Origin of the sequence: Citrobacter sp. Marseille-Q3906, assembly GCF_916618775.1 — a bacterium.
Taxonomy (GTDB): Bacteria; Pseudomonadota; Gammaproteobacteria; order Enterobacterales; family Enterobacteriaceae; genus Citrobacter; species Citrobacter murliniae.
Genome location: NZ_CAKAKA010000002.1, coordinates 1,143,410 through 1,169,727, shown reverse-complemented (window position 1 = coordinate 1,169,727; position 26,318 = coordinate 1,143,410). Strand labels below are relative to the sequence as shown.

Here is a 26,318-nt window from a genome sequence, read left to right as displayed (position 1 = left end):
GCCTGTTGGCACTCTGCTTATCAGGCCTACAGTCCCACGCCAGAACTGTAGGCCTGATAAGACATTACTTACAAAAAGCCCAGTAACGAAAAGAAGAAATAGCCGATTACGATGACAATCACCGGCAAAATATAGAGCGGGAAGATTTGTAGAAAGATCGTATGGTGCGGTACGACAATACGCGATTCAATTTGCTCACGTGACAGCCCCTCACTTCCTTTAGCCTGTTCCAGAATCAGTTGGTCTTCAACGCCTTCGCGCAGAAATCGCGCCTGGCGGCTCATCCTGGCACCAGAATCCTGCAACGCCAGACCGATAAAGATAAGAATAAAAATCAGCCAGAAAACGAGGTTCAGGCCGCTTTGAAAATCTGGCGTCGGCGAGTTATACCAAAACACATTAAGAAATGGTGTATTCACCCGCATCATGTCAATCATAACGTGAGCAAAATCGAGCATTACGGCGTTAATGCCTTCCTGTTTTTCACTGTGCGCATACATAAACTTCAGTACTGAAACCAGCGTTGAAATCAGCGCCGGGATAAAGATTATCCACCCCACCAGCCTTTTCAAGACAGCAATGCGTCCAGCTTGTTGATACGTCATGAGTTCCCCTTGATTAAGACGTGTCATTTTGGCCTAAGTTTACCCGTTGATAACTGTTTTCGCCTGATCTTTAAAGGCGATATAATAAAGGATTAGCCATAATGAACGCTTAGAGCGAGTTCAGTTACGCTCTTAATCCCGCTGTTTAATTCTCAAAGGAGAGGTTGTGATGTCAACCCCGCGTCAAATTCTTGCTGCAATTTTCGATATGGATGGATTACTGGTCGATTCAGAGCCACTCTGGGATCAGGCCGAACTGGATGTCATCGCAAGTTTAGGCGTAGATATCACTCGCCGCCATGAGCTTCCGGATACACTGGGATTGCGTATCGACATGGTTGTTGATCTCTGGTTTGCCCAGCAACCATGGAACGGCCCCTCACGCCAGGAAGTCACGGATCGTATCATCACCCGGGCTATTTCGCTGGTTGAAGAGACCCGGCCTCTGTTACCCGGCGTACGTGAAGCTGTCGCGCTGTGTAAATCCCAGGGGCTGCTGGTTGGGCTTGCGTCTGCCTCACCGCTGCACATGCTGGAAAAAGTGCTGGCAATGTTTGATCTCCGCGACAGCTTCGATGCGCTGGCCTCTGCTGAAAAACTGCCCTACAGCAAACCGCATCCCCAGGTTTACCTCGACTGCGCAGCCAAGCTGGGCGTTGATCCATTATCTTGTGTGGCACTGGAAGACTCCGTAAACGGCATGATCGCCTCCAGAGCGGCACGAATGCGCTCCATTGTCGTACCGGCGCATGAGAATCAGGACGATCCGCGATTTGTTCTTGCCGACGTCAAACTGACATCACTGACCGAACTTACCGCCGTGCATCTGCACGAGTAATCATCCAACGGGCAATGGCAGCATTGCCCGCAGATTGTCGATCGTGTTCCAGCGCACGCTGAGAGCATAATTGTGACAAAGGGTTACAACGTCACCTCTTCCGCCTACTGTATAAAACCCCTATACTGTATGAATTGACAGTTTATTGGGTTTTATCATGACGGCGGAAGGCCACCTTCTTTTTTCTATAGCCTGTGCGGTATTTGCCAAAAATGCCGAGCTGACGCCCGTTCTCGCTCAGGGTGACTGGTGGCATATTGTTCCTTCAGCAATTTTGACGTGCCTGCTGCCCGATATTGATCATCCTAAATCTCTGCTTGGTCAGCGTCTGAAATGGATATCAAAACCAATTGCTCGGGCGTTTGGCCACCGTGGATTTACACACAGCCTGCTGGCGGTCTTTGCCCTGTTGACAACATTTTACCTGAAAGTACCCGATACCTGGATAATCCCGGCTGATGCGTTACAAGGGATGGTACTTGGTTATCTCAGCCACATTGTGGCGGATATGTTGACGCCCGCCGGTGTTCCCCTGCTCTGGCCTTGCCGTTGGCGCTTTCGCTTGCCGATCCTCGTGCCGCAAAAAGGTAATCAACTGGAGCGTTTTTTATGCATGGCGCTGTTCGCATGGTCTATCTGGATGCCACAAACAATGCCAGAGAATAGTGCCGTACGTTGGTCATCGCAGATGATTAACACGCTGCAAATGCAATTTAATCGGTTTATAAAACACCAGGCTGATTAATAATTCAGCCAAAATGTCATTTCGGAATAAACAATTCCATTTGAATATAAGAGGCACATCACAGATTCTGCTAATCTTGCGCCAACAGAATCACTGTAGCACGGTGATATATATAAAAAGATCAGGAGAACGGGGATGAACTTTCCATTAATCGCGAACATTATCGTGTTCGCCATACTGCTGTTACTGCTGGCGCAAACCCGTCACAAACAGTGGAGTCTGGCCAAAAAAGTACTGGTTGGTCTTGTCATGGGCGTGGTTTTTGGCCTTGCCCTGCACACCATCTACGGCTCTGACAGCCAGGTGCTGAAAGATTCCGTACAATGGTTCAACATTGTCGGCAATGGCTATGTCCAACTACTGCAAATGATTGTTATGCCGCTGGTGTTTGCCTCTATCCTTAGCGCCGTTGCACGTCTGCATAACGCTTCCCAACTGGGTAAAATTAGCTTCCTGACTATCGGAACGTTATTGTTTACCACGCTGATAGCTGCTCTGGTAGGGGTGCTGGTCACCAACCTGTTCGGCCTGACGGCAGAAGGTCTGGTGCAGGGCGGTGCTGAAACCGCACGTCTGAACGCCATTGAAACCAATTATGCTGGCAAAGTCGCTGACCTCAGCGTTCCGCAACTGGTGCTGTCGTTCATCCCGAAAAACCCGTTTGCTGATCTGACCGGTGCTAACCCGACCTCGATTATCAGCGTGGTTATTTTCGCGGCATTCCTCGGTGTTGCAGCGCTTAAACTGCTGAAAGATGATGCCCCGAAAGGCGAACGTGTATTAACCGCTATCGATACCCTGCAAAGCTGGGTGATGAAACTGGTTCGTCTGGTTATGCAACTGACGCCGTACGGTGTGCTGGCGCTGATGACTAAAGTCGTTGCGGGTTCAAACCTGCAGGACATCATTAAGCTCGGTAGCTTTGTCGTGGCCTCTTATCTCGGCCTGGGTATTATGTTCGTGGTTCACGGTATCCTGCTGGGCATTAACGGTGTTAGCCCACTGAAATATTTCCGTAAAGTCTGGCCTGTACTGACTTTCGCATTCACCAGCCGTTCCAGCGCCGCGTCTATTCCGCTGAACGTTGAAGCACAAACTCGTCGTCTGGGTGTACCGGAGTCCATTGCCAGCTTTGCGGCTTCTTTTGGCGCAACGATTGGGCAAAACGGTTGTGCCGGCCTGTATCCTGCCATGCTGGCCGTGATGGTTGCACCGACTGTCGGTATTAATCCGCTGGATCCAATGTGGATTGCGACGCTGGTAGGTATCGTCACCGTCAGCTCCGCAGGTGTGGCTGGTGTGGGCGGTGGCGCAACCTTTGCCGCGCTGATAGTGCTGCCTGCGATGGGCCTGCCGGTGACACTGGTCGCTCTGCTGATCTCCGTTGAACCACTGATCGATATGGGCCGTACCGCGTTGAACGTCAGCGGTTCCATGACCGCCGGTACGCTCACCAGCCAATGGCTGAAGCAAACCGATAAAACGATTCTGGATAACGACGATAATGCCGAACTGGCACACCGCTAACCCTGATTCCTGAAATGTAAAAAACCGCCGGAGAGTAATGCTCCGGCGGTTTTTTTATGTCCGGTTAATCGATCAGTTCATTTTCCTGGCGAACCTGGTTCGCCCAGCGTTGTGCCGACTCCGGCACTGTAAACGCAGGCGACCGTTGAAACGCCTCCCCCATTAAGACAAAAGCGACATATTTCCCGCGCAGTATCCATACGTCACGAAACGCATCCATTTTGATCGCATGTTCAGGTGGTGCAGGCTCCACACGCGGAACATAGCTGATAACCGGACGATTTTGTTGGCGAAGAGGTTTCATAATCAGTTGCTTCACTAAAGACAAATTCTAAAAAACTGAAAAGCGCTATCTTAGCTGATTTTCTTATCGGGCGTTGTAAAAACAGTTTGCTCGCTAAAATAATGGCAAATCGAGGACTACGGGCAGGCTGCTGAGGCTGGAATGATAGACAAAAAAAGTGCGGCGCATCTCAGCGCCGCAAACTCAGGAATTACACGTTCAGAAAACTGCCAAGACGATAACCGCGCTCCGCAATAGCATATTTCAATGACGAAGACGTCAGCACATCGAGTTCAGTTAAACGGGGGTAACAATAGGCGCTTTGCCGAATAATATTATCGATAAAGGCCGGATGACACATCACTTCCAGCGAAGACTCCCCTCTTTCAGCAGATGCATCCAGAGCCTGTAAAAACAGCGCCTCAGAGATAGTTTCGCCATAAAACTCGCTGCTGAACCCCTGGGTGGTACGCAACGTTACCGGGATGTCAGACGCCTGAATCACCGTCTGGCGATCAATACGCAGCGCAATGCCCCGTTGCGCAGCGAAATTAGCTACGATTGGGAAGATCTGCGGGAACATATGCACATGGTGGTGACTATCCAGATGCGTCGGCTCCCGCCCAAACAGGTTAATAAAACGCTGATACTGAGCGGTCAGCTCTTGTGAAATTTCATCCAGCGGCAAAGTATCTTCCTCAGCCATCTGCCAGATCCATTTCCCCAAAAGCCCGTCACGAGTCAACCCCGGCATAAGCGTCAACGGTTTTCCCAGCGTCAGAACAAAGTGCATTCCCACAGCCAGTTCGGGTAAATCGCGGCTGAGCTGCTCCGCGTGGTTAATCGCTTCGCCATTGACCAGCGCCGTTGTCGAGGTCACAACACCATTGCGACAGGCTTCCACAATGCCGTAGTTTTGTCCTTTACTCAGGCCAAAATCATCAGCATTAACAATCAGTACGCGTTCCATAGCCAACCTCGATTAATGTTGTTCGCTTTTGAGTTTCTCGATACAACCGGCAAAGTTAGGCAGCCATTTCTCGTGTGCGAGAATTAATTCCCGAGCCAGAATCTCGGCATCATGGTCAGAATGTACTAATGGACTAAGGTTTAGCGCCAACAGCACATCATTAATCTCACCACTCAGCGCCGCCTGACTCGCCGCCACTTCAAAGCCTTTAATGGTATAGATAAGGCCGAGGACTTTCTCGTCAAAATGGGTAATTCTCGGGTGCGGTGTCGCACCGTTACGTCCCAACGTACAGGTCATTTCAACCGCCCAGTCTGCGGGAATATTATCGACATGGCCATGATGAGGGATGTTGACATAGTGCTCGGTCTGTTTGTCGTTGTAGATGGCGTTAATCACTTCGCAAGCCGCATCGGAGTAATAGGCCCCACCGCGCTGCTCAAGCTCCTTCGGCTTAACATTCAGCTCAGGGTTTTTGTAGAGTTCAAACAGCTGTTTCTCAACTTTCTGCACCACCTGAGCACGTGCACCGCCCTTATAGTATTCACCCATTTCAATCGCCAGCATCTCTTTTGGCTTGAAGTAATACAGCAAGTAAGAGCAAGGTAAGAGTTTCAGTGAGCGAATCAGTCCTTCGCTAAACGGCAAATCGAAAATGTTCTTCACCGAAGAGGCTTTAAGCTGACCAGAAGCCACGCCGTCCAGAAGTTCATCAAAACGCGACTCCCCATTCACCAGTACGTCTTTAATAAAGACCATATGATTCAGGCCAAACAGATCGATGGATAAATCATCGCTCTCTTTCAGCGCCAGCACATCGCTGATAAACATTTTCATGCCGATGGGAATATTACACACGCCAATAAATTTCTTGAAATTAGTGTGGCGATAAACCGCTTCAGTCACCATCCCGGCCGGGTTAGTAAAGTTAATCACCCATGCGTTCGGACACAGTTCCTCCACATCCTTCACGATGTCAAAAATGACCGGAATAGTACGTAAACCTTTAAACAGGCCGCCAGCACCGTTAGTTTCCTGTCCCAGATAACCATGACTTAACGGAATTCGCTCATCCTTTTCGCGCGCTTTCAACTGACCAACTCGCAGCTGTGTTGTGACAAAATCAGCGTCTTTCAGGGCTTCACGGCGATCCAGCGTTTTATACAGCTTCATCGGCACGCCAGCTTTGTCGATCATTCGCTGGCACAGATCAAAAATAATATCCAGCTTCTCTTTTCCACCATCGACATCCACCAGCCACAGTTCAGAAACCGGCAATTCATGATAACGCTTAATAAAGCCTTCAAGTAACTCAGGGGTGTAGCTACTTCCGCCACCAATAGTGACGACTTTTAATTTCTGATTCATAATTTCTCCCTTCAGTGTAAAAACACTGACGTGTATTACGCCCTGCCCGTTCGTCAGGAATAACGCGGCAGTCCCGGCATTATTTAGGGCAAGCGTTAAAATTAGTAATTGATGAATATTATTTACTGATTAAATTCAGTTAATTTCTTTCGATAGCTATTAGGTGTAAACGACGTCATTTTTTTAAACGTTTTAATAAACAGGCTAGGACTGCTGTAACCAGACTCATATGCAATATCGGTTACCGAGTAGTTAGTCATCTCCAGCTGTTTCTTAGCAAAGTTAATGCGGATTTCATTAATAATCTGCATAGGTGTTTTACTGTAAAAACGCTGGGTAGCGCGGGTCAGATACTCCTGAGACTTTGCGGACAGGCGAACCATGTTTTCCAGCGCGTTTTCACTAAACTGCCTTTTGTCATGCATAGTCTCCACGGTGGTTTTAAGCCATTGTGGAATATCATCCAGCACTTGCTCTTCACGATGATGCCGTAACCGATTAATAATATAGAAGGTGACCACTTCTACAAATTCATCCAGACCACTCTCGCGAAAATTCAACGATGCAATAACCGTTTCAATGTAGGTGAGAAATGAGTTATTAGCCCGATACACCTGTGAAGCAACAAAACAAAACGGTAATAAAGGATGATAATGCTGTTCGAAAAAACGTTTACTAATACCGACGTTAAGGATCCGTGTCGCGCCGAAATCATAGAAACTTTGGTGATGCGATCCCAGAGGGATAAAAACAAAATCTCCACGTTCGAGCAGTACGCGCTTCCCGTTGATTTCCTGATAATAACGCCCGGTTAATACCAGGGTAAATTCGTAGTAATCGTGCTGATGCAGTCCACTGATACTCTCAGTTTTGTTATAGATAAACACATGGAAATTTTTGCCATTAAAAAGCTGCTGCTCATAGACGGTCTTGATTTCCGGTGCGTTAATCTGTAGTTGCATCATGCACTCCTCACTATTTCAGCTTCTCGTGAAGCTCAATCAGTTCTGTAATCAGTTCGCGCGCCAGCATTGACGTCATCAGATGATCTTGCGCGTGAACCAGAACCAGGCTGACCTTCATTTTACCTTCACCCTGATCGCCTTCAATCAGTTTCGTTTGTACGAGATGCGCCTCGTTAAGCGCCATGCGAGACTGTTCCATCATCGTCTTCGCCGACTCAAAATCCCCCTGCTTGGCCATTTTGAGCGCACCATATGCCAGACTACGGGCCTGACCTGAATTGATGATAAGTCCCATTACCACTTCTTCCAGCTCTTCAGCCTCTGACGGCGTACCTACGATGTTTTCGATATCCAACATACTCTTTTCCTCTGGTTCAGTCCGGCATGCCCGGGTAGACATGCCGGATTAAATTTAGAATTTCAATGCGTTAGCAATATCTTCTTCGCTTTCTTCCTGGTCAATAACGTTCTGCGCTTTGTTGGCAACAACCACGAAAGGCAGATACACCAGCGTTGCAATCCCAAGGTTGAACAGTGCGACTAACAACGCGGCGACGCTGCCGTTAGTGTTGAAGAAAGCACCCAACCCGGTTGGCATGGTCCACGGTGCAATATTGGTAACCGGTGGAATAATGCCTGTGTAATAGGCGGCCAACATAATCGCTGCCAGAATTGGTTGAACCAGAATGAACGGGATAAACATCACCGGGTTCATGATAATTGGCAGGCCGAACAGGATAGGCTCGTTAATCTGGAAGATGCCTGACGGCAGTGCCAGTTTTGCCACCTGACGATAGTCCGGACGGCGGGATGCCAGGAAGATAGCAATAATCAGACCCAGCGTTGCTCCGCTACCCCCAAGGAAAATATAGGAGTCAAGCATTGGTTTTGCCCAGACATGGAACGTTTTACCGGCTTCCAGTGCAGCGTCGACAGAACCAAACTGCTGGTAAATCGCGATGTTTTCCAGCGCCCATGGCGTCATGATACCGCTATCCAACGCAGTCAGCGCCAGTGAACCGTGAATACCAAAGAACCACAGCAGCGGGACAAAAATCACGTAGGCCCAGCCCACCACGCTGCCCAGTGATGCCAGCGGAGTAGAAATTGAGTCCATGATGATCTGGTGGAAGTTCGTGCCGAAAGTCGTCAACGCCCAGGCAATAATCCCCATAACGGAGAGGATAAGAAAGCCCGGTATCAATGCAGAGAATGAGCGCGAAACGGATGTCGGCACGCTATCAGGTAATTTAATCACCCAATTACGACGGACAACAAAGGTAAACATTTCCGCGACAACCAAACCGATAATAATACCGGATATAATATTCGCACCACCCAACCAGTTTGCACCAACGGCATAGGCTTCGCCCACGCTATATGGAGTTACGGTCATAAATGCTGCAACAGATAACAATCCGGCCGCCAGTGAATCGACTTTGCGTTCTTCCGCTAGCGCCATACCTATAAAGAATGGCGCCATCAATGACATAATACCCAGCGTACCGTTATAGACGTTTCCACCAATGCCTTTTAAACTATTGAGACTCTCAATAGTAGAAGCATCAAGCCGAATGCCCATTGAATAAAAAAAGGACCCCTCCCCAAAGCTCAGGAAAACGTTATTTATTAATACAAACATGGCCCCTGCGAGGGTTAACGGCATTAAACGAATAAAACCGTTTTTGATTGCATTAACGTGTGGCTGCTTTCCAATTTTTACAGCAAAAGGAAGGAGTACCTTTTCAAGTGAAGCAATAGCGTTACTCATAGAAAAATACCCTTAAATACCGCAATAAAAAATTGCGGTGAATGTTAATGAAATAACTCTTTGACGGGAAAATTAAAATAAAATAATTAATTTGCTGCGGCTTTTTTAATTGCTGCAACAGCAGCTTTAAGCACGCCTAAACCATCGACTTTGCCATACAACAGCGAGTCAATCACTTCTACAGGCTTGTTTGGTAACAAACGCTGAATTTCGGGTAACATATAAGCAATTTGTGGGCCTAATAAAACGACATCGGCCACGGGACCTTTTTCTCCGGCCAGCGTTTCAGGAAACGCTTCAATAATAACCGGTACTTCGTATTTTTCAGCCTGCGCGCGCATTTTCGATACTAGCAAGGAAGTCGACATGCCCGCAGAACAAAACAGATAAATGTGTTTCTTTTCCATAAAAACGATCCTCATATGCGATTATCTGTCAACCAGACAGTCCGCAAGCCATAACCTGCATCCATGCTCTGGGTAACTTGCGTCAGCTAAATTACTTTTTTAGGTGGCTGAAATGAGTATACGGGATTGCACTGGAGGATGGTATTTCCTTGACCAACAAAATTGCTTCTCCTTGACCTGTCGTTATGACACCCCTCACATTTCGGGCAAATAATTCGCGACAATAATTAAGATCGCTAGAGACAAAAAAACCGGCGCGATGGCCGGTTCTCCAGAACGCACAGGCAATATACAGTTGTTACTTCTTCGCCGCCTGTGGGTCTGTGTCGTACTCTGCACATGTCTGATAGCCAGAATTAATCACGTGTCCAGTATCATCCAATGCAACAAAATAGGTCTCAGCTTTACCATCTCGTTGACCCAGGATGTAAGTCTGACAAGTTCCACGCGCATGAATCATGCTCACTTCAGATGAAGGCTTACCAGCAATCTGCGCAACCTGCGCCCGGCTCATCCCTTTCTTCACATCTTTCACCACGGGCTGGACAAATTGGTCTTTCGTACGGTCGTAGGCCGTACAACCTGCCAGCATAGTCATTACCGCCGCTGCACCCAGAATTCCTGTTAGATTCTTGTTCATTTTTTCTTCCTCTTGTTGGTACACAATATCATTCAAAATACATCGAAGCGGCAACTGAGCAAATCTTCAGGAGCTTACATCAGTAAGTGACTGAGGTGAGCAAAGGCAGCCAGCAAAGAGACGATTTGAATGATGCCGTATATTTCAGCGTGTTATATAAGCCTGGAGCACAACAACTCATTTTTCAAGCTGACAGTTGATACTTAAGCCCTTTCGGAAAATTCTATTAAAACAAAATGATGTTATATCCGGCCGCATCCCTTGTCGTTTGGGCGTCAACGCGTTAGCTTTAACACATCATTATTTTTGATCATTTTATTTTTCGGAGGGGGTTAAATGACTCTGCAGCAAGAGATAATCCAGGCGCTTGGCGCCAAACCGCACATTAATGCAGAAGAGGAAATTCGCCGCAGCGTGGATTTTCTGAAATCGTACCTGCAAACCTACCCCTTTCTGAAATCACTGGTGTTAGGGATTAGCGGTGGCCAGGACTCAACCCTGGCCGGAAAATTATGCCAAATGGCGATTTCTGAACTGCGTGAAGAAACCGGCAACGACGCACTGCAGTTTATTGCCGTTCGTCTGCCTTACGGCGTTCAGGCCGATGAACAGGACTGCCAGGATGCGATAGCATTCATCCAGCCGGATCGCGTGTTAACCGTTAATATAAAGGGCGCGGTACTTGCCAGTGAGCAAGCATTACGTGAAGCGGGTATCGAACTAAGTGATTTTGTGCGAGGTAATGAGAAAGCCCGTGAGCGTATGAAGGCACAGTACAGTATCGCCGGGATGACCAGCGGTGTTGTCGTTGGTACCGATCACGCGGCAGAAGCTATCACCGGATTCTTCACCAAATATGGCGATGGCGGCACCGACATTAACCCTATTTTCCGCCTCAATAAGCGTCAGGGGAAACAGCTTCTTGCCGCGCTGGGTTGCCCTGAGCATCTCTATCAGAAAGCACCAACCGCCGATCTCGAGGACGATCGTCCTTCTCTGCCTGATGAAGCCGCATTAGGCGTGACGTACGACAACATCGATGATTACCTGGAAGGGAAAACACTGGATGCCGCGGTGGCAAATAAAATCGAAGGCTGGTATGTGAAAACAGAGCATAAACGTCGCCCACCAATTACGGTGTTTGACGACTTCTGGAAAAAGCCGTAACTCACTTCTTCCAGCATGATGCCGGATAGCGACAATTTATGTCCTGTCCGGCACAAGAACTGGAAACATCATCCCAGCCTCTTTTTTGAGCGAAACACTTTTGTTACACTGGATGAATAACCAGCATCCGGAGTCAAAAGTGGTACGGCGTCAATCAGCACCTCGTCTTTCGTTTGAACCAGCAGCAATCTATGAATACCCCGAGCACTTGCGCCCGTTTCTGCGCGAGCTGCCAGCGGCACCTGGCGTTTATCTGTTTCACAGCGATAGCGATACGATGCCGCTTTATATCGGCAAAAGTGTGAATATTCGCAGCCGGGTGTTATCGCATCTGCGTACAGCAGACGAAGCGGCAATGTTGCGCCAGTCCCGATGTATTACCTGGATTTGTACAGCCGGGGAAATCGGCGCGCTCCTGCTGGAAGCCCGGCTGATCAAAGAGCAACAACCCCTGTTTAACAAACGACTGCGGCGTACGCGCCAGCTCTGTTCCCTGCAATTAACCGACCGAACTGTTCAAGTTGTCTATGCACGCGAAGTTGATTTCTCACAAACGCCCCATCTGTTCGGCCTGTTTGCTCATCGCCGCGCCGCGCTACAGGCGCTGCAAAGCCTCGCTGATGAACAGAAGCTTTGCTACGGTTTACTCGGGCTGGAACCGCTGAGTCGCGGACGAGCCTGCTTCCGTTCAGCGCTTAAACGCTGCGCCGGAGCATGTTGCGGAAAGGAGAGTCCCGAGGCGCATCAGTTGCGACTACAGGAAGCGCTGGAAAGACTACGCGTAATCTGCTGGCCGTGGAAAAGTGCAATTGCACTGAAAGAGAGCACGGCGGAACTGACGCAGTACCACATCATCAATAACTGGCTGTGGCTCGGCGCTGTGTCAACACTGGATGAGGCCACAACGCTGGCACGCATGCCTGCCGGCTTTGATCATGATGGTTATAAAATCCTCTGCCGGCCGGTCATGTCAGGGCAATATGAAATTATTGAACTGGATCCGGAGAATGCCCCGGCATCCAGTTAATCTCACTAAATAACAGCTTCCCTTCCGCTTTTAGTAGTCGCAACGTGTGCTTGCCATCGTGCCAGCATGCGCCCTGGTCAACTGTCAGCAATTTATCTCCCAGTTGCCAGGCTCCGCTAATCACAAACACCACGCCGCCACGCGAACCAAAGGTTGTAAAAGTACGATCAGCAACTCTGACTTTCGCCTGACAGACATCACGACGCGTCATGATATTGAAATCCATCGACATCTGTCCCTCTGTCAGCCTGGCTTTTACCACCCTGTCCCCCGCGAAGGTAAACGGTTGATGCTGCTTGAGCGTATGCGTGAAAGCATTCACGCCTTCCAGAGTGACTTCCCCCCCTTCCAGCAGCGTAATCACGCGTTCGACCCCAGGGAAAAGTGAAAATTCGCCGTTCGCGGCAATAGAGGCAATACTCGCCCGCCAGTGGAAATCACGTGTTGCAGGCGGAAAACAACAAATCTCACGCGTTTCTCCCGCACCATTACGCCAAAGATTGACCGGCATTTTGCGGATATCAAAGTATTCCATCATCTCTCCAGAAAGGCGCAGTACGCCAGTATGCCGCACACAGGCACCCTAATCATCGTAGTTATCATTCACCCTGCACATTGTTGTTATCGGCAGCAGAGTTGATTTGCCTTAGCGATGAACCTGGCGTTTTGCAAAAAAGATTAACGCGCTGATCCAGGTAGAATTTTCGCGGGCTTCAGGAGAATAGCGTGTCGGTTGCGAGGTGCAATAGGCAGTAAAGAAAAAACCGCCGATCCTGCCCACCTCGTTAAACGTGTTGTGGACAAGACCGGCGGTCTTGAGTTTTTATTCGCGCCGTATCAGACACAACGCGAATGATTTAGTGTAGACGCTGATCGATTACTCAGCAGCCTTTGGCATTTTACCTTTCTGCGCTTCACGTTCTGTCAGACGCTTCTCAAAATTGGCATTAAACTGTTTTTTCTGTTCCGGCGTCAGAATGTTGTAGATCTTGTTCTGGGTTTCCATGTGCGCCAGCATGTTGGCTTTACGCTGTTCTTCCATCTTCGCAATTTGCGCTTCAGCTTTCGCTTTATCGAAGCTATCGCTGGCGATGATATCGTGCATTGCACGGCGTTCTTCCAGCGGCGGACGTTTCATCTGATCGCGCTGACCTTTCATAATGTCGCGGATCTGTTGTTTCTGTGCATCGGTCAGATTGAGGTCTTTAAACATCATGTCGTGATGTGGGCCAAACTTACCGTTGTGGTGCATCATAGGTTTGGCAGTTGCCGGTGCAGCAGTTGTGGTATCAGCAGCATGTGCCAGGTTCGCGGCGCCCAGCGCCAGGGTAGAGGCAACAAACAAAGCAGTCAGTTTACGCATAATTTCTGTCCTTCCTTTCAGTTATTCTTACGACACTCATGCAATGTGATGTCGTGTTGACGAGACTAACTTTACCGGCTTTAGCGTCAATTAATCAGAGCAACGGTAAAACAATGAAAGTGTAAAAAACAAACTTTCATCAATTATGAAGAAAAAAAGAATAAATTGCGGAGAGTTGAAATAAAAAATTACAACAAGATGATTTTGAAAGGATTATGAAGAACTATACCTGAACTCTGATTATTAAGAAAGCAACTTACCAGGAATAATCTGTAATATATCCTTTATCTTCCAAATTATATTTTTGTAGCTGCTCTGGCTTACCCCAGTTACCTGATTATCTGGTTCCTGGGGCAAATATTTCAGTCACAACCTTTCCAGCATCAACCCGGCACGTAAGCCACAAGCCACATTGGGGTTTGGAAAGAGAACATATTCAACATCGTGGGTGACAATAAAACGCTCATCGCCATCCTGTGCCAGCAACGTCCCCTCCCTGAATGGCGTAAAGTTCAGCGTCTGGTTATCCATATGCAAAATAAAATCGTCGCTACGCCGTGTAATTTGCGACACCACGCGATAGCGCACCGGGAATGTGTCCTCTGCACCACTACATTCCCCCTTCAGCAAACAGGCCAGCGCATCTGCTGTCTGCGCAAATTGAGTCAGATCGTTTTGTCCAAACGGCAATGCTTTACCCAGTTCCAGCGTACAAGCCAGCGCACCAAAATGCTCTCCGCTAAAGTGAGTGAACGTTCCGCCCGGCGCCTGATGGAAAACCAGCGCCTCCAGCCCCGCATCCCCCAACCAGGACAGAAACCCTTCGTCCCACGGCACGTTGCGCTGCGGCAATACACCGAAGCGCAGATGATGTGAACCACGAATAGCGGTATGGAGATCCAGATGCCAACGCACCGTCTCTGTTGCACGTGAATAAAAATCCTCCAGACACAGCTCCAGCTCACGGGCTCGCAGCGTTTCACCACTTGCGGCAAATATCTGCCATCGACCGCCAAACATGCGATTCAGATCGCTATGACAATAGCGCTTACCCGCAGTCAGCGCCTGCGGATTACCCAGTATCACCAACATTCGCCAGGTTAAAGTCAGCTTGCCGCTAAACAATCCTGACAACAACACATCAAGCATTTCTACCGGTGCAGTTTCATTGCCATGTATACCACCGGAAAGCACCAGCGAACGTTCAACCGGAGCAAGAGGCGTAAGTTCCAGAATGCCATGTCCGCGCCACTGCCAGTTAAAACCATGTGCTTTACCCTGGATAGCATCCGGCGCAGTACCCGCGAGCGTCAGGGCAAGAAAATTTTCCATAGCTCACAGCTCCTGCTGGAAGGGGTAAACAGAACCGAGGTTCAGTAATTGTGTCAGCGAATCCAGCGCTTCGCGGCCTTCACGCAGCAGTTGCGGGTCGGCGAGATCAGCGGCGGTCAGACGATCCCGGTAGTAACGGTCGACCCAGTTATTCAGCGTATTGAATAACGTATCATTCATGATAACCGCCGGATTAACAGCTTGTAGCTCTTGTGGGGTTAATACTACCCGTAGACGCAGACAAGCAGGACCACCGCCGTTAGACATACTTTCCCGCAGATCAAATACCCGCAGATCGTTGATCGGGTTATCACCTTCCAGCACATGGTGCAGATAACGCCATACGCCAGCATGTTCCCGGCACTCCTGCGGTAAAATCAGCATCATCGAGCCATCATCACAACTCAACAACTGGCTGTTAAACAGGTATGTCGCTACCGCATCCTGCACTGAAACTTCCGCTGAGGGCACTTCCAGCGCAGTAAATCCAGCCACCTGTGTACGTAGCTGACTCAACAACGCTTGCTGTCTGGCAAACGCCAGCTCATGGCAAAACAACACCTGACGATTCGACACCGCAATAACATCGTTATGGAAGACTCCGAGATCGATGACATCCGGGTTTTGTTGGGCAAAAATTAGCTGATGCGGGTTAACCTGATTCAACCGCGCCACGGCTTCGCTGGCCTCGCGGGATTGCCGCGCCGGATAGCGCTTCGGTTGCGTTGCATTTCCCTCTTCGCGGCCATAAACAAACAGCTGTACACCAGGCCCGCCGTAGTCACCACCGAGACGGTTATGGTTCGCCGCCCCTTCATCGCCCAGCAACGCGACCTGCGGCAGCGCACCGTGAACCGAAAAGGTTTTCTCATCGCGGAAAATCGCCCGCAACAGCGACTCAGTGGTCGGTGCTTCCAGCGAACGGTGGAATTTATTATTCAGGTTGGCAACCGTCAGATGCACTTTCCCATCCAGCGAATCAGCAGAAGGACAAACCGTTGCCGCATTCGCCACCCACATTGGCGATGCTGAGCTGACGCTGGAGAGCCAGTGAGGCGCCTGGCGCGCCACCTTTTCCAGCACCTGCTCGTCGCTGCCGCTGAACCCAAGCTGGCGCAGCGCCGGAATAAACGGACGTTCATGGGGAGGGATCACCGCCTGAGGAAATCCCGCATCCGCCAGCGCTTTCATCTTTAACAGACCCTGCTTTGCCGCCAGACGGGGATTCGACACCTGAAAACGGTGTTGCGTCGAAGCCTCATTGCCAAATGACAACCCAGCATAGTGATGCGTCAGCCCTACCAGCCCGTCGAAATTGACCTCACGCGCTTTCATATTTTACCCTCGCGTGAAAAATCCAGTCCCGGACTAAGGGCTGCAGGCAGCGTTAATAGCGGTGACTCCAGACTTGCCATCGGCCAGGCGCAATAATCTGCGGCATACCAGGCACTGGCGCGATGGTTCCCGGATGCGCCTACCCCACCAAATGGCGCAGTGCTTGCCGCACCGGTCAAGGGTTTATTCCAGTTGACAATTCCAGCCCGCGCTTCCAGCAGGAGCTGATCAAACTGAACGCGATCCGGCGACACCAGCCCACACGACAGACCAAATCGGGTATTGTTGGCCAGATGAATGGCGTCGTCGAAGTTGTCGTAACGCCACACGCCGAGCAGCGGACCGAAGACTTCCTCATCCGGCACGTTTGCCACATCGGTCAGTTCGATTATCCCCGGTGCAAGCAGGGAGGTACCCACTTGCACTCGCCGTGGAGCCAGCAAAGTGCGACCGCCAAGGGCTTCAAGACGTTGCCAGGCATCATATACGTGCTGTGCCGCTTGTTGGGAAATAAGCCCGCCGATAAAGGGTTGCGGCTCGTCATCCCAGTCTCCCGGAACCAGACGCTGACTGACTTCAACCAGGCGCGCCAGAAATGCATCCCCCTGCGCCCCTTTTTTTACCAGCAGCCGACGAGCGCAGGTGCAACGTTGCCCGGCGGTGACAAACGCCGACTGAATAGTCAGATGCACTGCCGCATCAATATCTTCCGGATTTTCAATAATCAGCGGGTTGTTGCCCCCCATCTCCAGCGCGAGGATTTTTTCCGGCTGCCCGGATAACTGGCGATGCAACTGATAGCCCGTATTGGCGCTACCGGTAAACAGCAGGCCGTCAAGGTCTTCCAGCGCACTCAACGCCTGCCCCGTTTCGCGCCCGCCCTGCACCAGATTCAGCACGCCTGGCGGTAATCCTGCCTGCTCCCACAATTTTACTACTGCCTCACCGGTCCACGGGGTCAGTTCACTGGGTTTGAAAATCAGTGTATTACCCGCCAGCAGAGCCGGAACAATATGACCGTTGGGCAAATGACCGGGGAAGTTATACGGACCAAAAACCGCCAGCACGCCGTGGGGACGGTGACGCAACGTCGCAGCACCATCTGGCAACTCATTATGTTGCTCACCGGTACGTACATGATAGGCCTTTACGGAGATAGCGATTTTATTGATCATCGCCGTCAATTCTGTCGCGGCCTCCCAACGTGGTTTGCTGGTTTCCTGTGCAATAATCGCTGTGAGTTCTGTTTTATTGCTCTCCAGCAAGGCTGCGAATTTCTCTACCACCGCCTGACGTGCGGCAAAAGGCTGTTTTGCCCAACCAGGGAAAGCTGCACGCGCTGCATGACATGCCTGGGCCACCTGCGAGGCATCAGCATCATTTCCTTGCCACAGGGTATCGCCACTCACCGGATTGGCTTTCACCCGACGTTCACCCAGACCCGTTACCCAGTCGCCATTTATCCATAATGTCATGCTGTTTTCTCCTCTGCACAAAGACGAACTAAACGGACCTTGTCGCCCGCGTGGCACTTCAGGGCATCCAACTGCGCCGCCGTTAACACCAGGCGCTGAGTATGCGGATCGGCGCGAACCAGCATGACGCGGAAGTTGTGATAGTTTTCATTGGCAACCAGGCAGGCCGGATATTCGCCTGGTGCCGGTTGTCCTTCAACAACCTCCACCAACCTGCTTTTGCGAATAGCCCGAACCCGGTCGATATCGCATTCCAGCGTCGGCCCACCGTCGAAAATGTCAATATAGTTACGATAGCGAAACCCTTCCTTCTCCAGCACCGCGCGGGCAGGTGCGGTTTGCGGATGCACTTCGCCAATCACGCTTTGCGCTTCGTCCGACAAGAAATGGGTATAAATAGGATGCTTGGGCATCAATTCAGCAATAAATGCTTTTTGCCCTGTTCCACACAGAAAATCAGCCCTGCTGAACTCCATTGAGAAAAAGCGCTTCCCAAGGCTTTGCCAGAACGGGGAGTAACCGTGTTCATCGATCACTCCGCGCATTTCTGCCACTACTTTTTCGTTAAACCGGTCACGGAACGCGGCCATAAACATAAAACGCGATTTCGACAGTAAATAGCCGTTGCCTTCTTTTCGCCAGTCCGGATCGAGGAACAGGGTACACAGCTCACTGCTTCCCGTATGATCGTTACTGAGAAACAGCGTCGGCAGCGCGTTATAAACGTTCAGCTCTTTCGAGGCATGCACCAGGGTACCCACCCGATAGTTATACCAGGGATCATTAAGTCCAACCGCCACTTCGATTGCGCAAATTCCTGCTACCGTACCTGTGGCGCTGTCTTCGAGCACAAAAACATACCCCTGCTCGCTTTTCGGCAACTTGCCCTGCCAGGTTTGCAGCGAACGTTCAATTCTCGCCATAAGAGTGGCTTCATTCGCCGGAAGCGACGTCAATCCGCCGCCGGTCTTACTGGCAAGTTGCATTAACGCCGTAATATCTGCGCGTTCAATGGGACGGATCACCATCATGATGAACCTCCTGCTGTAATGCGTTCACAGGCCAGTGCAAAGCGATCCAGTCCGGTGGCAACTTCTTCTTCGCTGACGTTCAACGCTGGCGCAAAACGCACTACGTTCCCACCAGCAATCAGCACCATCACCCCTGCACTGGCGGCTTCTTGCGAGATCAGTTTGGCTTTCCCGGTAAACTCTTCATTCAGTACGCAGCCGATTAACAGGCCAAGTCCACGAATTTCACTAAATAATCCAAAACGTTCGTTAATGGCGTTGATACGCTCCACAAACCAGTCGTGACGCTGTTTGACGCCGTTCAATACTTCCTGTGTGTTAACAATTTCCAGCACTTTCCCGGCCACCGCAGAGGCCAGCGGATTTCCGCCGTAAGTGGTACCGTGTGTGCCCACCGTCATCACACTGGCGCATTGCTCAGTCGTCAATAACGCGCCAACAGGAAAACCACCGCCCAACGCTTTGGCCGTCGTCAGCAGATCCGGCGTCACGCCGTAATGCATATAGGCATACAGCTCGCCAGTACGACCGACTCCGGTCTGCACTTCATCGAAAATAAGCAGCGCATTGTGTCGATCGCATAATTCACGCAGCCCCTGTAAAAATGCTTTCGTTGCCGGTATCACGCCACCCTCGCCCTGGACTGGTTCCACGATAACCGCGCAGGTTGCGTCATTAATCAACTGGCTGGCAGAATCCAGATCGTTATACACGGCATGGCGGATATCCGGCGGCAACGGTGCAAAATCCTGCGAATAGGCTGGCTGCCCCCCGGCGCTTACGGTAAACAGCGTGCGACCGTGGAAAGCATTTTTAAAGGCCACGATGCCACTTTTCTGGCTACCGAAACGATCGTGAGCATATTTACGCGCCAGTTTTAGTGCGGCCTCGTTAGCTTCCGCACCAGAGTTACAAAAGAAAACGCGCTCGGCAAAAGTTGCATCAATCAGTTGTTTCGCCAACCGCAGTACCGGCTCGTTGGTATAGCCATTTCCGGTATGCCAGAATTTACTCGCCTGATCGTTTAATGCTTCACGTAACGCCGGATGTGCGTGCCCCAGCGCATTAACCGCAATGCCTCCCGCGAAATCGATATACTCTTTACCCTGCTGATCCCACAGACGCGAGCCTTCACCACGAACCGGAATAAAAGGCGCCGGAGCGTATACGGGCATCATCCATTCATCAAAATTTTCACGCGTAACTGACAGAGACATAGCGACCTCAACGGTAAATAAAAAGTTATTTATATGTTAAATAATATAGTGTTTGCGCTGTAAATGTAGATTGCAGGGTTCGTGCCAGCCAGCGAAAAAAATGCATAAACGGAGTGAGGGAACGGAATATCAATAGGTTATAACCCAGCGATATTCACTGTACGTGCATATAAAGTGAATATGTTTGCGCACTGGGCGACTAAACAGAGGAAAAAGCGAAATATTATTCAGTTACCAAATATAATTCTGGAATTGTGATCATATACGAAATTTATCGGAAATTATTGCTCTATTCTGACGCACTCCGCGCCAAAACAGTGCAGTTTTTGCCCCATCGTTAACACCTTTAGCAGTCATTGTTGGAATCAGGTGACAAGTGGCAGTCAGCCAGCAGAAATTCTGCTACCATCCTTGCACTATTCACCTTGCAAAGTGGCAGCGACTATGAAATTTGTCTCTTTTAATATCAACGGCCTGCGCGCCCGTCCTCATCAACTGGCAGCTATTGTCGAAAAACACCAACCCGATGTTATTGGCCTGCAGGAGACAAAAGTTCATGATGATATGTTCCCTCTCGAAGAGGTAGCAAAGCTGGGTTACAACGTTTTCTATCACGGTCAGAAAGGGCATTACGGCGTAGCGTTACTGACGAAAGAAACCCCGGTGTCTGTACGTCGTGGCTTCCCGAACGATGACGAAGAAGCCCAGCGCCGTATTATCATGGCGGAAATTCCTTCATCTCTGGGTAACATCACCGTCATCAACGGCTATTTCCCTCAGGGTGAAAGCCGTGACCATGAAACCAAATTCCCGGCCAAAGCAGCGTTCTATCAAAACCTGCAAAACTATCTGGATACCGAACTGAAGCGCGACAATCCAGTGCTGATCATGGGAGACATGAATATCAGCCCAACCGATCTTGATATCGGCATCGGTGAAGAGAACCGCAAGCGCTGGCTGCGTACCGGAAAATGCTCTTTCCTGCCGGAAGAGCGTGAATGGATGGAGCGCCTGCTGGGTTGGGGGTTGGTGGACACCTTCCGTCATGCTCATCCGGAAACAAACGACCAGTATTCGTGGTTTGATTACCGTTCAAAAGGCTTCGACGACAACCGTGGCCTGCGTATCGACCTGCTGCTGGCAAGCACTCCGCTGGCAGAGCGCTGCGAAGAAACCGGGATCGACTATGAGATCCGCAGCATGGAAAAACCATCCGACCACGCACCGGTGTGGGCAAAATTCCGCGTGTAATCCATACCATCGCGTTTTCTCCAGAGCATCGCCGCTCTGGAGAGCGGATATATCCTGAGCAAAATCAATAAAATAACGGTAATACATTGTTACGTCCGGGAATTTATTATATCTTCCGCCCACTTTTCGCTTGCGAAAACGCGTCATCGCACATGGTTTACAGGAGTGCCCCTATGAAAAAGAAGTTCGCATAAGGCAGAATACAGGCTACTGATTGTCGCCGCATTATTCTGCGTTCTGACGGGAGCTGTCCATTATTACGGTCTGACTGACCTGATAACTAATTTCCATCATCTACAAGACGCCATCCGTCAGAGCGGTATCTTTGGCTACACGTTATATATCCTGCTTTTTATCGTGGCGGCGCTATGTTTGATCCCCGGCAGTATTCTGGTGATCGTCGGCGGGATCCTCTTTGGCCCACTGGTTGGCACCCTTATTTCCCTGGTAGCGGCCACCGTAGCCTCGGCGTTGTCGTTTCTACTGGCCCGCTGGCTTGGCCGCGACCTGCTGCTGAAATATGCCGGTCATACCACCACCTTTCAGGCAATCGAAAAAGGCATTGCCCATAGTGGGATTGACTTTTTGATCCTCACCCGGCTCGTTCCGCTATTTCCATATAATATTCAAAATTATGCTTACGGGTTGACCGCAATCTCTTTCTGGTCGTTTACTTTTACTTCAGCAGTTACCACCTTGCCCGGTATCTTTATCTATACCCTGATGTCGCACGAGCTTGCCCAGGAAGGCATCACCCTGGCATTTATCATTAAACTCAGTGGGGCAGGCATTGCATTATTCGCCCTGGTACAGGCGGCAAAAGCCTGGGCCCGGTGTAAACGTGTCGATCCCTCTGCCCATCGTGAGCAAACAGGTAAATGATGAAGCGAAATAAAGCGTACCTCATAAAGTTTTGCCGGATCGGGCTGATTATACTGCTGCTGTTGGCGCTGATGGCGTGGGTATGGATACCTGCCGTAAGCGACTTTCTCCGACAAAGCCTGGCGGCATTTGCCACGGTTGATCAGCATGCGCTTGAGAATTTCATTCGTTCCTGGGGTACTCAGGCAGCAGTAGTTTCCTTCTTTTTGATGATCTTGCAGGCAATTATCGCCCCGCTTCCGGCCTTCCTGATCACATTTGCGAACGCATCACTGTTCGGCGCATTCTGGGGAGGCGTACTGTCCTGGACCAGTGCCATGGCGGGTGCGACGTTATGCTTTTTTATTGCCCGTATTTTAGGCCGTAGTGCGGTGGAAAAATTGACCGGAAAAACGGTGCTGAAAAATATGGATGCCTTTTTTGAGCGTTACGGCAAACATACTATTCTCGTGTGCCGCCTCCTGCCTTTCGTCCCTTTTGACCCGATAAGCTATGCCGCAGGCCTGACATCGATCCGCTTTCGCCACTTTTTCCTCGCCACTGGCATTGGTCAGTTGCCCGCTACCATCGTCTATTCATGGGCCGGGAGCCTGTTAACCGGAGGCGCATTTTGGTTTGTTACCGGGCTGTTTGTGCTTTTTGCGCTGACCGTGGTTATCCCGGTCGCGCGAAGCCTCTATCTTGAGCGGCAGAGGAAACAGTCCTGAAGCCTGCATTCACTCATTATCAAGGAAATATTATGCGTTACTGCTTATTGTGCCTTGGTTTACTGCTCTTCCCCCTGGCAACTTTTGCGCAGGATGCGAACTGGCAGCAGATCAAAAACGAAGCCCGAGGGCAAACGGTTTGGTTTAACGCCTGGGGAGGCGATAACGCGGTTAACCAGTATCTCGACTGGGTTAGCGGTGAGATGAAAACACATTACGCGATTAACCTGAAAATCGTACGTCTGGCAGATGCAGCCGATGCCGTTAAACGCATTCAAACGGAAGCCGCTTCAGGGCGTAAAACCGGCGGCTCAGTCGATTTGCTGTGGGTTAACGGCGAAAATTTCCGTACGCTAAAAGAGGCTAATCTGCTACAAACGCACTGGGCGCAAACGCTGCCCAACTGGCGCTACGTTGATACCCTGAAGCCTGTGAGCGAAGATTTCTCCATCCCGACTGACGGGGCTGAATCGCCGTGGGGCGGCGCGCAGTTAACCTTTATCGCCAATCGCGATGTTAGCAAACAACCACCACAAACACCGCAGGCATTACTGGAGTTTGCTAAAGCCTATCCCGGTACGGTGACCTATCCGCGTCCCCCTGATTTTACCGGTACAGCATTTCTCGAACAGTTGTTAATTATGCTCACCACTCAGCCACAAGCGCTGAAAATTGCGCCCGAACCTGCGACGTTTGCCGACGTTACCGCCCCATTGTGGCAGTATCTTGATACATTACATCCCATGTTATGGCGTGAAGGTAAAGACTTTCCTCCCACTCCTGCGCGCATGGATGCACTATTGAATAGCGGATCGCTGCGTTTGTCGTTGACCTTTAATCCCGCGCACGCCCAGCAAAAAGTGGCCAGCGGTGAATTGCCTCAAAACAGCTACAGTTTTGGCTTTTCACAAGGGATGATTGGCAATGTGCATTTTGTCACTATTCCGGCTAACACACGGGCCAGAGCCGGGGCGCAAGTCGTCGCTAATTTCCTGCTCTCTCCCGAAGCGCAACTGCGTAAGGCCGATCCCACTTACTGGGGCGATCCTTCGGTGCTTGACCCGCAAAAACTACCCGCTGAGCAGCGTGAAGCGCTACTGGCACGGATCCCAAAAGACCTGCCCGCTGTACTTCCTGAACCCCATGCAGCCTGGGTAAACGCACTGGAACAAGAATGGCTACGCCGTTACGGTACGCATTAATCCTGTTGATATGGGGCATCATGGCGGCAATCTATTCGCCGCTGGTGCCCGCTGCTTTCGATCTCATCACACCTGCGCTTACCAGCCTCAACTGGCTGGCGCTTTTTGCCGATCCACAGTTACCGCAGGCACTACTGGCGACGCTGGTTTCCGTTACCCTGGCAGCCACTGTTGCGCTGGTCATTGCACTGCTGGCGCTCCTCGCATTATGGCCCGGCGCGGGCTGGGCTCGTCTGTGTACCCGACTCCCCTGGTTGCTGGCCATTCCACACGTGGCATTTGCCACCAGCGTCCTGTTACTATTTGCTGAGGGCGGTATGTTCTATCGCGCACTGCCCTTTCTTACCCCGCAGACCGACCGCTACGGAATTGGCCTTGGCATTGCGCTGGCGGTTAAAGAGAGCGCCTTTGTATTATGGATCCTCTCCGCTCTGTTGAGCGAAAAACAGCTCTCGCAGCAGGTTATCGTCCTGGACTCACTGGGCTATAGCCGACTGCAATGCCTGAACTGGCTGGTATTACCTTCCATCGCCCCGGCATTAGGTAAAGTTATGCTGGCCGTAGTTGCCTGGTCGTTGTCCGTCGTTGATGTGGCGATAATCCTCGGACCTGGCAATCCGCCGACGCTTGCTGTATTGAGCTGGCAATGGCTCAGTCAGGGAGACAGCGACCAGCAGACGAAAGGTGCGCTTGCCAGTTTGCTACTGGTGCTGTTACTGGCCATTTTCGCACTGATCGGTTTTCTTTTCTGGCGATGCTGGCAACGAGCAATCCCGGCGATAAGCGGAGTACGTCAACGTTTGTCCTCCTGTTCATCCGGGCGCTCACTGGCACAACTACTACCCGTTAGCGGTGTGTTATGTGCAGGGATTCTGGTATGGGTTGCAGACTTCTCTTCGGTGGTTCCTGAGACACTATTGACCAGCCTGCAGATGGGATTAATCTCCAGTGTACTGGCATTAATAACACTTTTCTTATGGCTGGAATGGGGACCACAAAGTGGGAATAATTGGGTGTGGCTGCCGATTATCCTGCCTGCGCTACCCCTGGTCACCGGGCAATATACGCTGGCTCTACACGCGGAGCTGGATGGTCTGTTCCTGACGGTTATCTGGGGGCATCTGCTGTGGGTAACGCCATGGATGCTGTTTGTGCTCAAACCGGCGTGGCAGCGTATTGATCCACGACTGATTTTGATCGCCCAAACTCTTGGCTGGACGCAGGGCCGCATCTTCTTGCAGGTAAAATGCCCGCTGTTATTGCGCCCGGCGCTGATTGCCTTATCAGTAGGATTCTCCGTCAGCATCGCCCAGTACATGCCCACCCTGTGGTTAGGCGCCGGGCGTTTTCCCACGCTCACTACCGAAGCTGTGGCATTGAGCAGCGGCGGTAGCACCGCTATGCTTGCAACACAGGCGTTATGGCAGCTTCTGTTGCCTCTGTTGGTTTTCGCACTGGCGGCATTACTCTCTGCGTGGATTGGCCGCTTACGACAAGGACTCCGTTAATGCTTATCGTGAAAAACGTTTCACTATGTCAGGGTGCGAACGTGCTGCTAAAAGCAGTCAATTTCCAGGTTAAGAAAGGTGACATTGTCACTATTATGGGCCCATCGGGCAGCGGCAAGTCGTCGCTGTTTTCATGGATGGTTGGAGCCCTTTCGCCTCAACTTCAGGCGTCTGGCGAACTGTGGCTCAACGATAAACGCATTGATTCACTGCCCACAGCACAACGTCAGATTGGCATCCTGTTCCAGGATGCACTGCTGTTCGACCACTTCAGCGTTGGGCAAAATTTACTGCTGGCATTACCGGCTTCCCTGAAAGGCTCCGCCAGACGCGATGAAGTTGAACACGCTCTTAAACGTGCAGATTTGGCCGGTTTTTTTCACCGCGATCCGGCGTCATTGTCCGGGGGACAGCGCTCGCGTATCGCGCTGCTGCGCGCGCTGCTGGCACAGCCACAGGCGCTACTACTGGACGAACCGTTCAGTCGCCTGGATACGTCGCTTCGCGACACATTTCGTCAGTGGGTGTTTAACGAAGTTCATCAGCAGGGTATTCCCGTGGTACAGGTTACCCATGACGCGCAGGACGTGCCGCCTGGGGGTTCTGTTTTGCAGATGGTGCAGTGGACGTGAATGTGGCGATATGCTGCGTTAACGCAAGGATTTTACTTAACTGGCGGCACAGAATGTCGTCTTCTTTTTT

General features: G+C 50.7%; 27 protein-coding genes. 11 read left to right on the top strand and 16 right to left on the bottom strand.

What is annotated here, in order from left to right; all coding sequences use genetic code 11:
- Positions 1 to 68 precede the first annotated feature (68 nt).
- Entirely contained in the window at positions 69 to 605 is a 537-nt protein-coding gene (locus tag LG384_RS09895; RefSeq protein ID WP_045442103.1) for a YniB family protein, read from the bottom strand.
- Positions 606 to 774: 169 nt separating this feature from the next.
- Here LG384_RS09895 and hxpB point away from each other — a divergent pair, with 169 nt between their 5' ends.
- From hxpB to tcyP, 3 genes are all read left to right on the top strand, one after another.
- On the top strand, positions 775 to 1,443 hold the full coding sequence (gene hxpB, locus LG384_RS09890; protein WP_045442101.1) for a hexitol phosphatase HxpB: 669 nt from the start codon (positions 775 to 777) through the stop codon (positions 1,441 to 1,443).
- Positions 1,444 to 1,588: 145 nt separating this feature from the next.
- Positions 1,589 to 2,188 (top strand): metal-dependent hydrolase, encoded by a 600-nt coding sequence (locus tag LG384_RS09885; protein ID WP_136345517.1) that lies wholly within the window; start codon positions 1,589 to 1,591, stop codon positions 2,186 to 2,188.
- Between the two features lie 135 nt (positions 2,189 to 2,323).
- Positions 2,324 to 3,715 (top strand): cystine/sulfocysteine:cation symporter, encoded by a 1,392-nt coding sequence (gene tcyP, locus LG384_RS09880; protein WP_045442098.1) that lies wholly within the window; start codon positions 2,324 to 2,326, stop codon positions 3,713 to 3,715.
- A gap of 64 nt (positions 3,716 to 3,779) precedes the next feature.
- Here tcyP and cedA read toward each other — a convergent pair whose 3' ends face one another.
- From cedA to osmE, 8 genes are all read right to left on the bottom strand, one after another.
- On the bottom strand, positions 3,780 to 4,043 hold the full coding sequence (cedA, locus tag LG384_RS09875) for a cell division activator CedA (protein WP_225760835.1): 264 nt from the start codon (positions 4,041 to 4,043) through the stop codon (positions 3,780 to 3,782).
- A 166-nt stretch (positions 4,044 to 4,209) separates the two neighbouring features.
- Positions 4,210 to 4,968, bottom strand: coding sequence for a chitin disaccharide deacetylase (gene chbG, locus LG384_RS09870; RefSeq protein ID WP_045442084.1), 759 nt, complete (start codon positions 4,966 to 4,968; stop codon positions 4,210 to 4,212).
- Between the two features lie 12 nt (positions 4,969 to 4,980).
- A complete protein-coding gene (locus tag LG384_RS09865) occupies positions 4,981 to 6,336 on the bottom strand; it encodes a 6-phospho-beta-glucosidase (RefSeq protein WP_045442082.1) in 1,356 nt (451 codons plus the stop codon).
- A gap of 122 nt (positions 6,337 to 6,458) precedes the next feature.
- Complete coding sequence (gene chbR, locus LG384_RS09860; RefSeq protein WP_225760834.1) at positions 6,459 to 7,301, bottom strand: transcriptional regulator ChbR; 843 nt, start codon at positions 7,299 to 7,301, stop codon at positions 6,459 to 6,461.
- Positions 7,302 to 7,311: 10 nt separating this feature from the next.
- Positions 7,312 to 7,659 (bottom strand): PTS N,N'-diacetylchitobiose transporter subunit IIA, encoded by a 348-nt coding sequence (gene chbA / locus LG384_RS09855; protein WP_045442078.1) that lies wholly within the window; start codon positions 7,657 to 7,659, stop codon positions 7,312 to 7,314.
- A gap of 54 nt (positions 7,660 to 7,713) precedes the next feature.
- A complete protein-coding gene (gene chbC / locus LG384_RS09850; protein ID WP_045442068.1) occupies positions 7,714 to 9,072 on the bottom strand; it encodes a PTS N,N'-diacetylchitobiose transporter subunit IIC in 1,359 nt (452 codons plus the stop codon).
- 86 nt (positions 9,073 to 9,158) lie between these two features.
- Entirely contained in the window at positions 9,159 to 9,479 is a 321-nt protein-coding gene (chbB, locus tag LG384_RS09845) for a PTS N,N'-diacetylchitobiose transporter subunit IIB (RefSeq protein WP_003832547.1), read from the bottom strand.
- Positions 9,480 to 9,777: 298 nt separating this feature from the next.
- Positions 9,778 to 10,119, bottom strand: coding sequence for an osmotically-inducible lipoprotein OsmE (gene osmE / locus LG384_RS09840; protein WP_045442064.1), 342 nt, complete (start codon positions 10,117 to 10,119; stop codon positions 9,778 to 9,780).
- A gap of 336 nt (positions 10,120 to 10,455) precedes the next feature.
- On the opposite strand from osmE, the gene nadE reads away from it, so the two are divergent.
- Both nadE and cho read left to right on the top strand, forming a co-directional pair.
- Positions 10,456 to 11,286, top strand: coding sequence for an ammonia-dependent NAD(+) synthetase (nadE, locus tag LG384_RS09835; protein WP_048221600.1), 831 nt, complete (start codon positions 10,456 to 10,458; stop codon positions 11,284 to 11,286).
- A gap of 139 nt (positions 11,287 to 11,425) precedes the next feature.
- A complete protein-coding gene (gene cho / locus LG384_RS09830; protein ID WP_225760833.1) occupies positions 11,426 to 12,313 on the top strand; it encodes an excinuclease Cho in 888 nt (295 codons plus the stop codon).
- Here cho and ves read toward each other — a convergent pair.
- The 7 genes from ves to LG384_RS09795 all read right to left on the bottom strand — a co-directional run bounded on the left by ves (position 12,273) and on the right by LG384_RS09795 (position 20,066).
- A complete protein-coding gene (ves, locus tag LG384_RS09825; RefSeq protein WP_045442055.1) occupies positions 12,273 to 12,848 on the bottom strand; it encodes an environmental stress-induced protein Ves in 576 nt (191 codons plus the stop codon). The two genes, cho and ves, sit on opposite strands and share 41 nt — an antisense overlap.
- Positions 12,849 to 13,190: 342 nt before the next feature.
- Positions 13,191 to 13,676, bottom strand: a complete 486-nt coding sequence (gene spy / locus LG384_RS09820) for an ATP-independent periplasmic protein-refolding chaperone Spy (RefSeq protein WP_136345519.1) — start codon at positions 13,674 to 13,676, stop codon at positions 13,191 to 13,193.
- A gap of 366 nt (positions 13,677 to 14,042) precedes the next feature.
- A complete protein-coding gene (astE, locus tag LG384_RS09815) occupies positions 14,043 to 15,008 on the bottom strand; it encodes a succinylglutamate desuccinylase (protein WP_225760832.1) in 966 nt (321 codons plus the stop codon).
- Positions 15,009 to 15,011: 3 nt separating this feature from the next.
- Positions 15,012 to 16,343, bottom strand: a complete 1,332-nt coding sequence (astB, locus tag LG384_RS09810; protein WP_048221604.1) for an N-succinylarginine dihydrolase — start codon at positions 16,341 to 16,343, stop codon at positions 15,012 to 15,014.
- Positions 16,340 to 17,818: a succinylglutamate-semialdehyde dehydrogenase gene (gene astD / locus LG384_RS09805; protein WP_225760831.1), complete on the bottom strand. Its 1,479-nt coding sequence runs from the start codon at positions 17,816 to 17,818 to the stop codon at positions 16,340 to 16,342. The genes astB and astD overlap by 4 nt, the downstream gene beginning before the upstream one ends.
- Positions 17,815 to 18,849: an arginine N-succinyltransferase gene (gene astA / locus LG384_RS09800; RefSeq protein WP_045442043.1), complete on the bottom strand. Its 1,035-nt coding sequence runs from the start codon at positions 18,847 to 18,849 to the stop codon at positions 17,815 to 17,817. Before astA ends, astD begins: the two co-directional genes overlap by 4 nt.
- Positions 18,846 to 20,066: an aspartate aminotransferase family protein gene (locus LG384_RS09795; RefSeq protein WP_225760830.1), complete on the bottom strand. Its 1,221-nt coding sequence runs from the start codon at positions 20,064 to 20,066 to the stop codon at positions 18,846 to 18,848. The genes astA and LG384_RS09795 overlap by 4 nt, the downstream gene beginning before the upstream one ends.
- A gap of 444 nt (positions 20,067 to 20,510) precedes the next feature.
- On the opposite strand from LG384_RS09795, the gene xthA reads away from it, so the two are divergent.
- From xthA to LG384_RS09765, 6 genes are all read left to right on the top strand, one after another.
- A complete protein-coding gene (xthA, locus tag LG384_RS09790) occupies positions 20,511 to 21,317 on the top strand; it encodes an exodeoxyribonuclease III (protein ID WP_045442034.1) in 807 nt (268 codons plus the stop codon).
- A gap of 210 nt (positions 21,318 to 21,527) precedes the next feature.
- A complete protein-coding gene (locus LG384_RS09785) occupies positions 21,528 to 22,199 on the top strand; it encodes a TVP38/TMEM64 family protein (RefSeq protein ID WP_225761292.1) in 672 nt (223 codons plus the stop codon).
- Entirely contained in the window at positions 22,199 to 22,906 is a 708-nt protein-coding gene (locus tag LG384_RS09780) for a TVP38/TMEM64 family protein (RefSeq protein ID WP_370637141.1), read from the top strand. The genes LG384_RS09785 and LG384_RS09780 overlap by 1 nt, the downstream gene beginning before the upstream one ends.
- Before the next feature lie 32 nt (positions 22,907 to 22,938).
- Positions 22,939 to 24,108 carry an ABC transporter substrate-binding protein gene (locus LG384_RS09775; RefSeq protein ID WP_225760828.1) on the top strand — a complete coding sequence of 390 codons (1,170 nt, stop codon included), beginning with the start codon at positions 22,939 to 22,941 and terminating at the stop codon, positions 24,106 to 24,108.
- Entirely contained in the window at positions 24,081 to 25,616 is a 1,536-nt protein-coding gene (locus LG384_RS09770; RefSeq protein ID WP_225760827.1) for a thiamine ABC transporter permease, read from the top strand. The genes LG384_RS09775 and LG384_RS09770 overlap by 28 nt, the downstream gene beginning before the upstream one ends.
- Positions 25,616 to 26,248, top strand: a complete 633-nt coding sequence (locus LG384_RS09765; protein WP_045442020.1) for an ATP-binding cassette domain-containing protein — start codon at positions 25,616 to 25,618, stop codon at positions 26,246 to 26,248. The genes LG384_RS09770 and LG384_RS09765 overlap by 1 nt, the downstream gene beginning before the upstream one ends.
- The last annotated feature ends 70 nt before the right edge of the window (positions 26,249 to 26,318 follow it).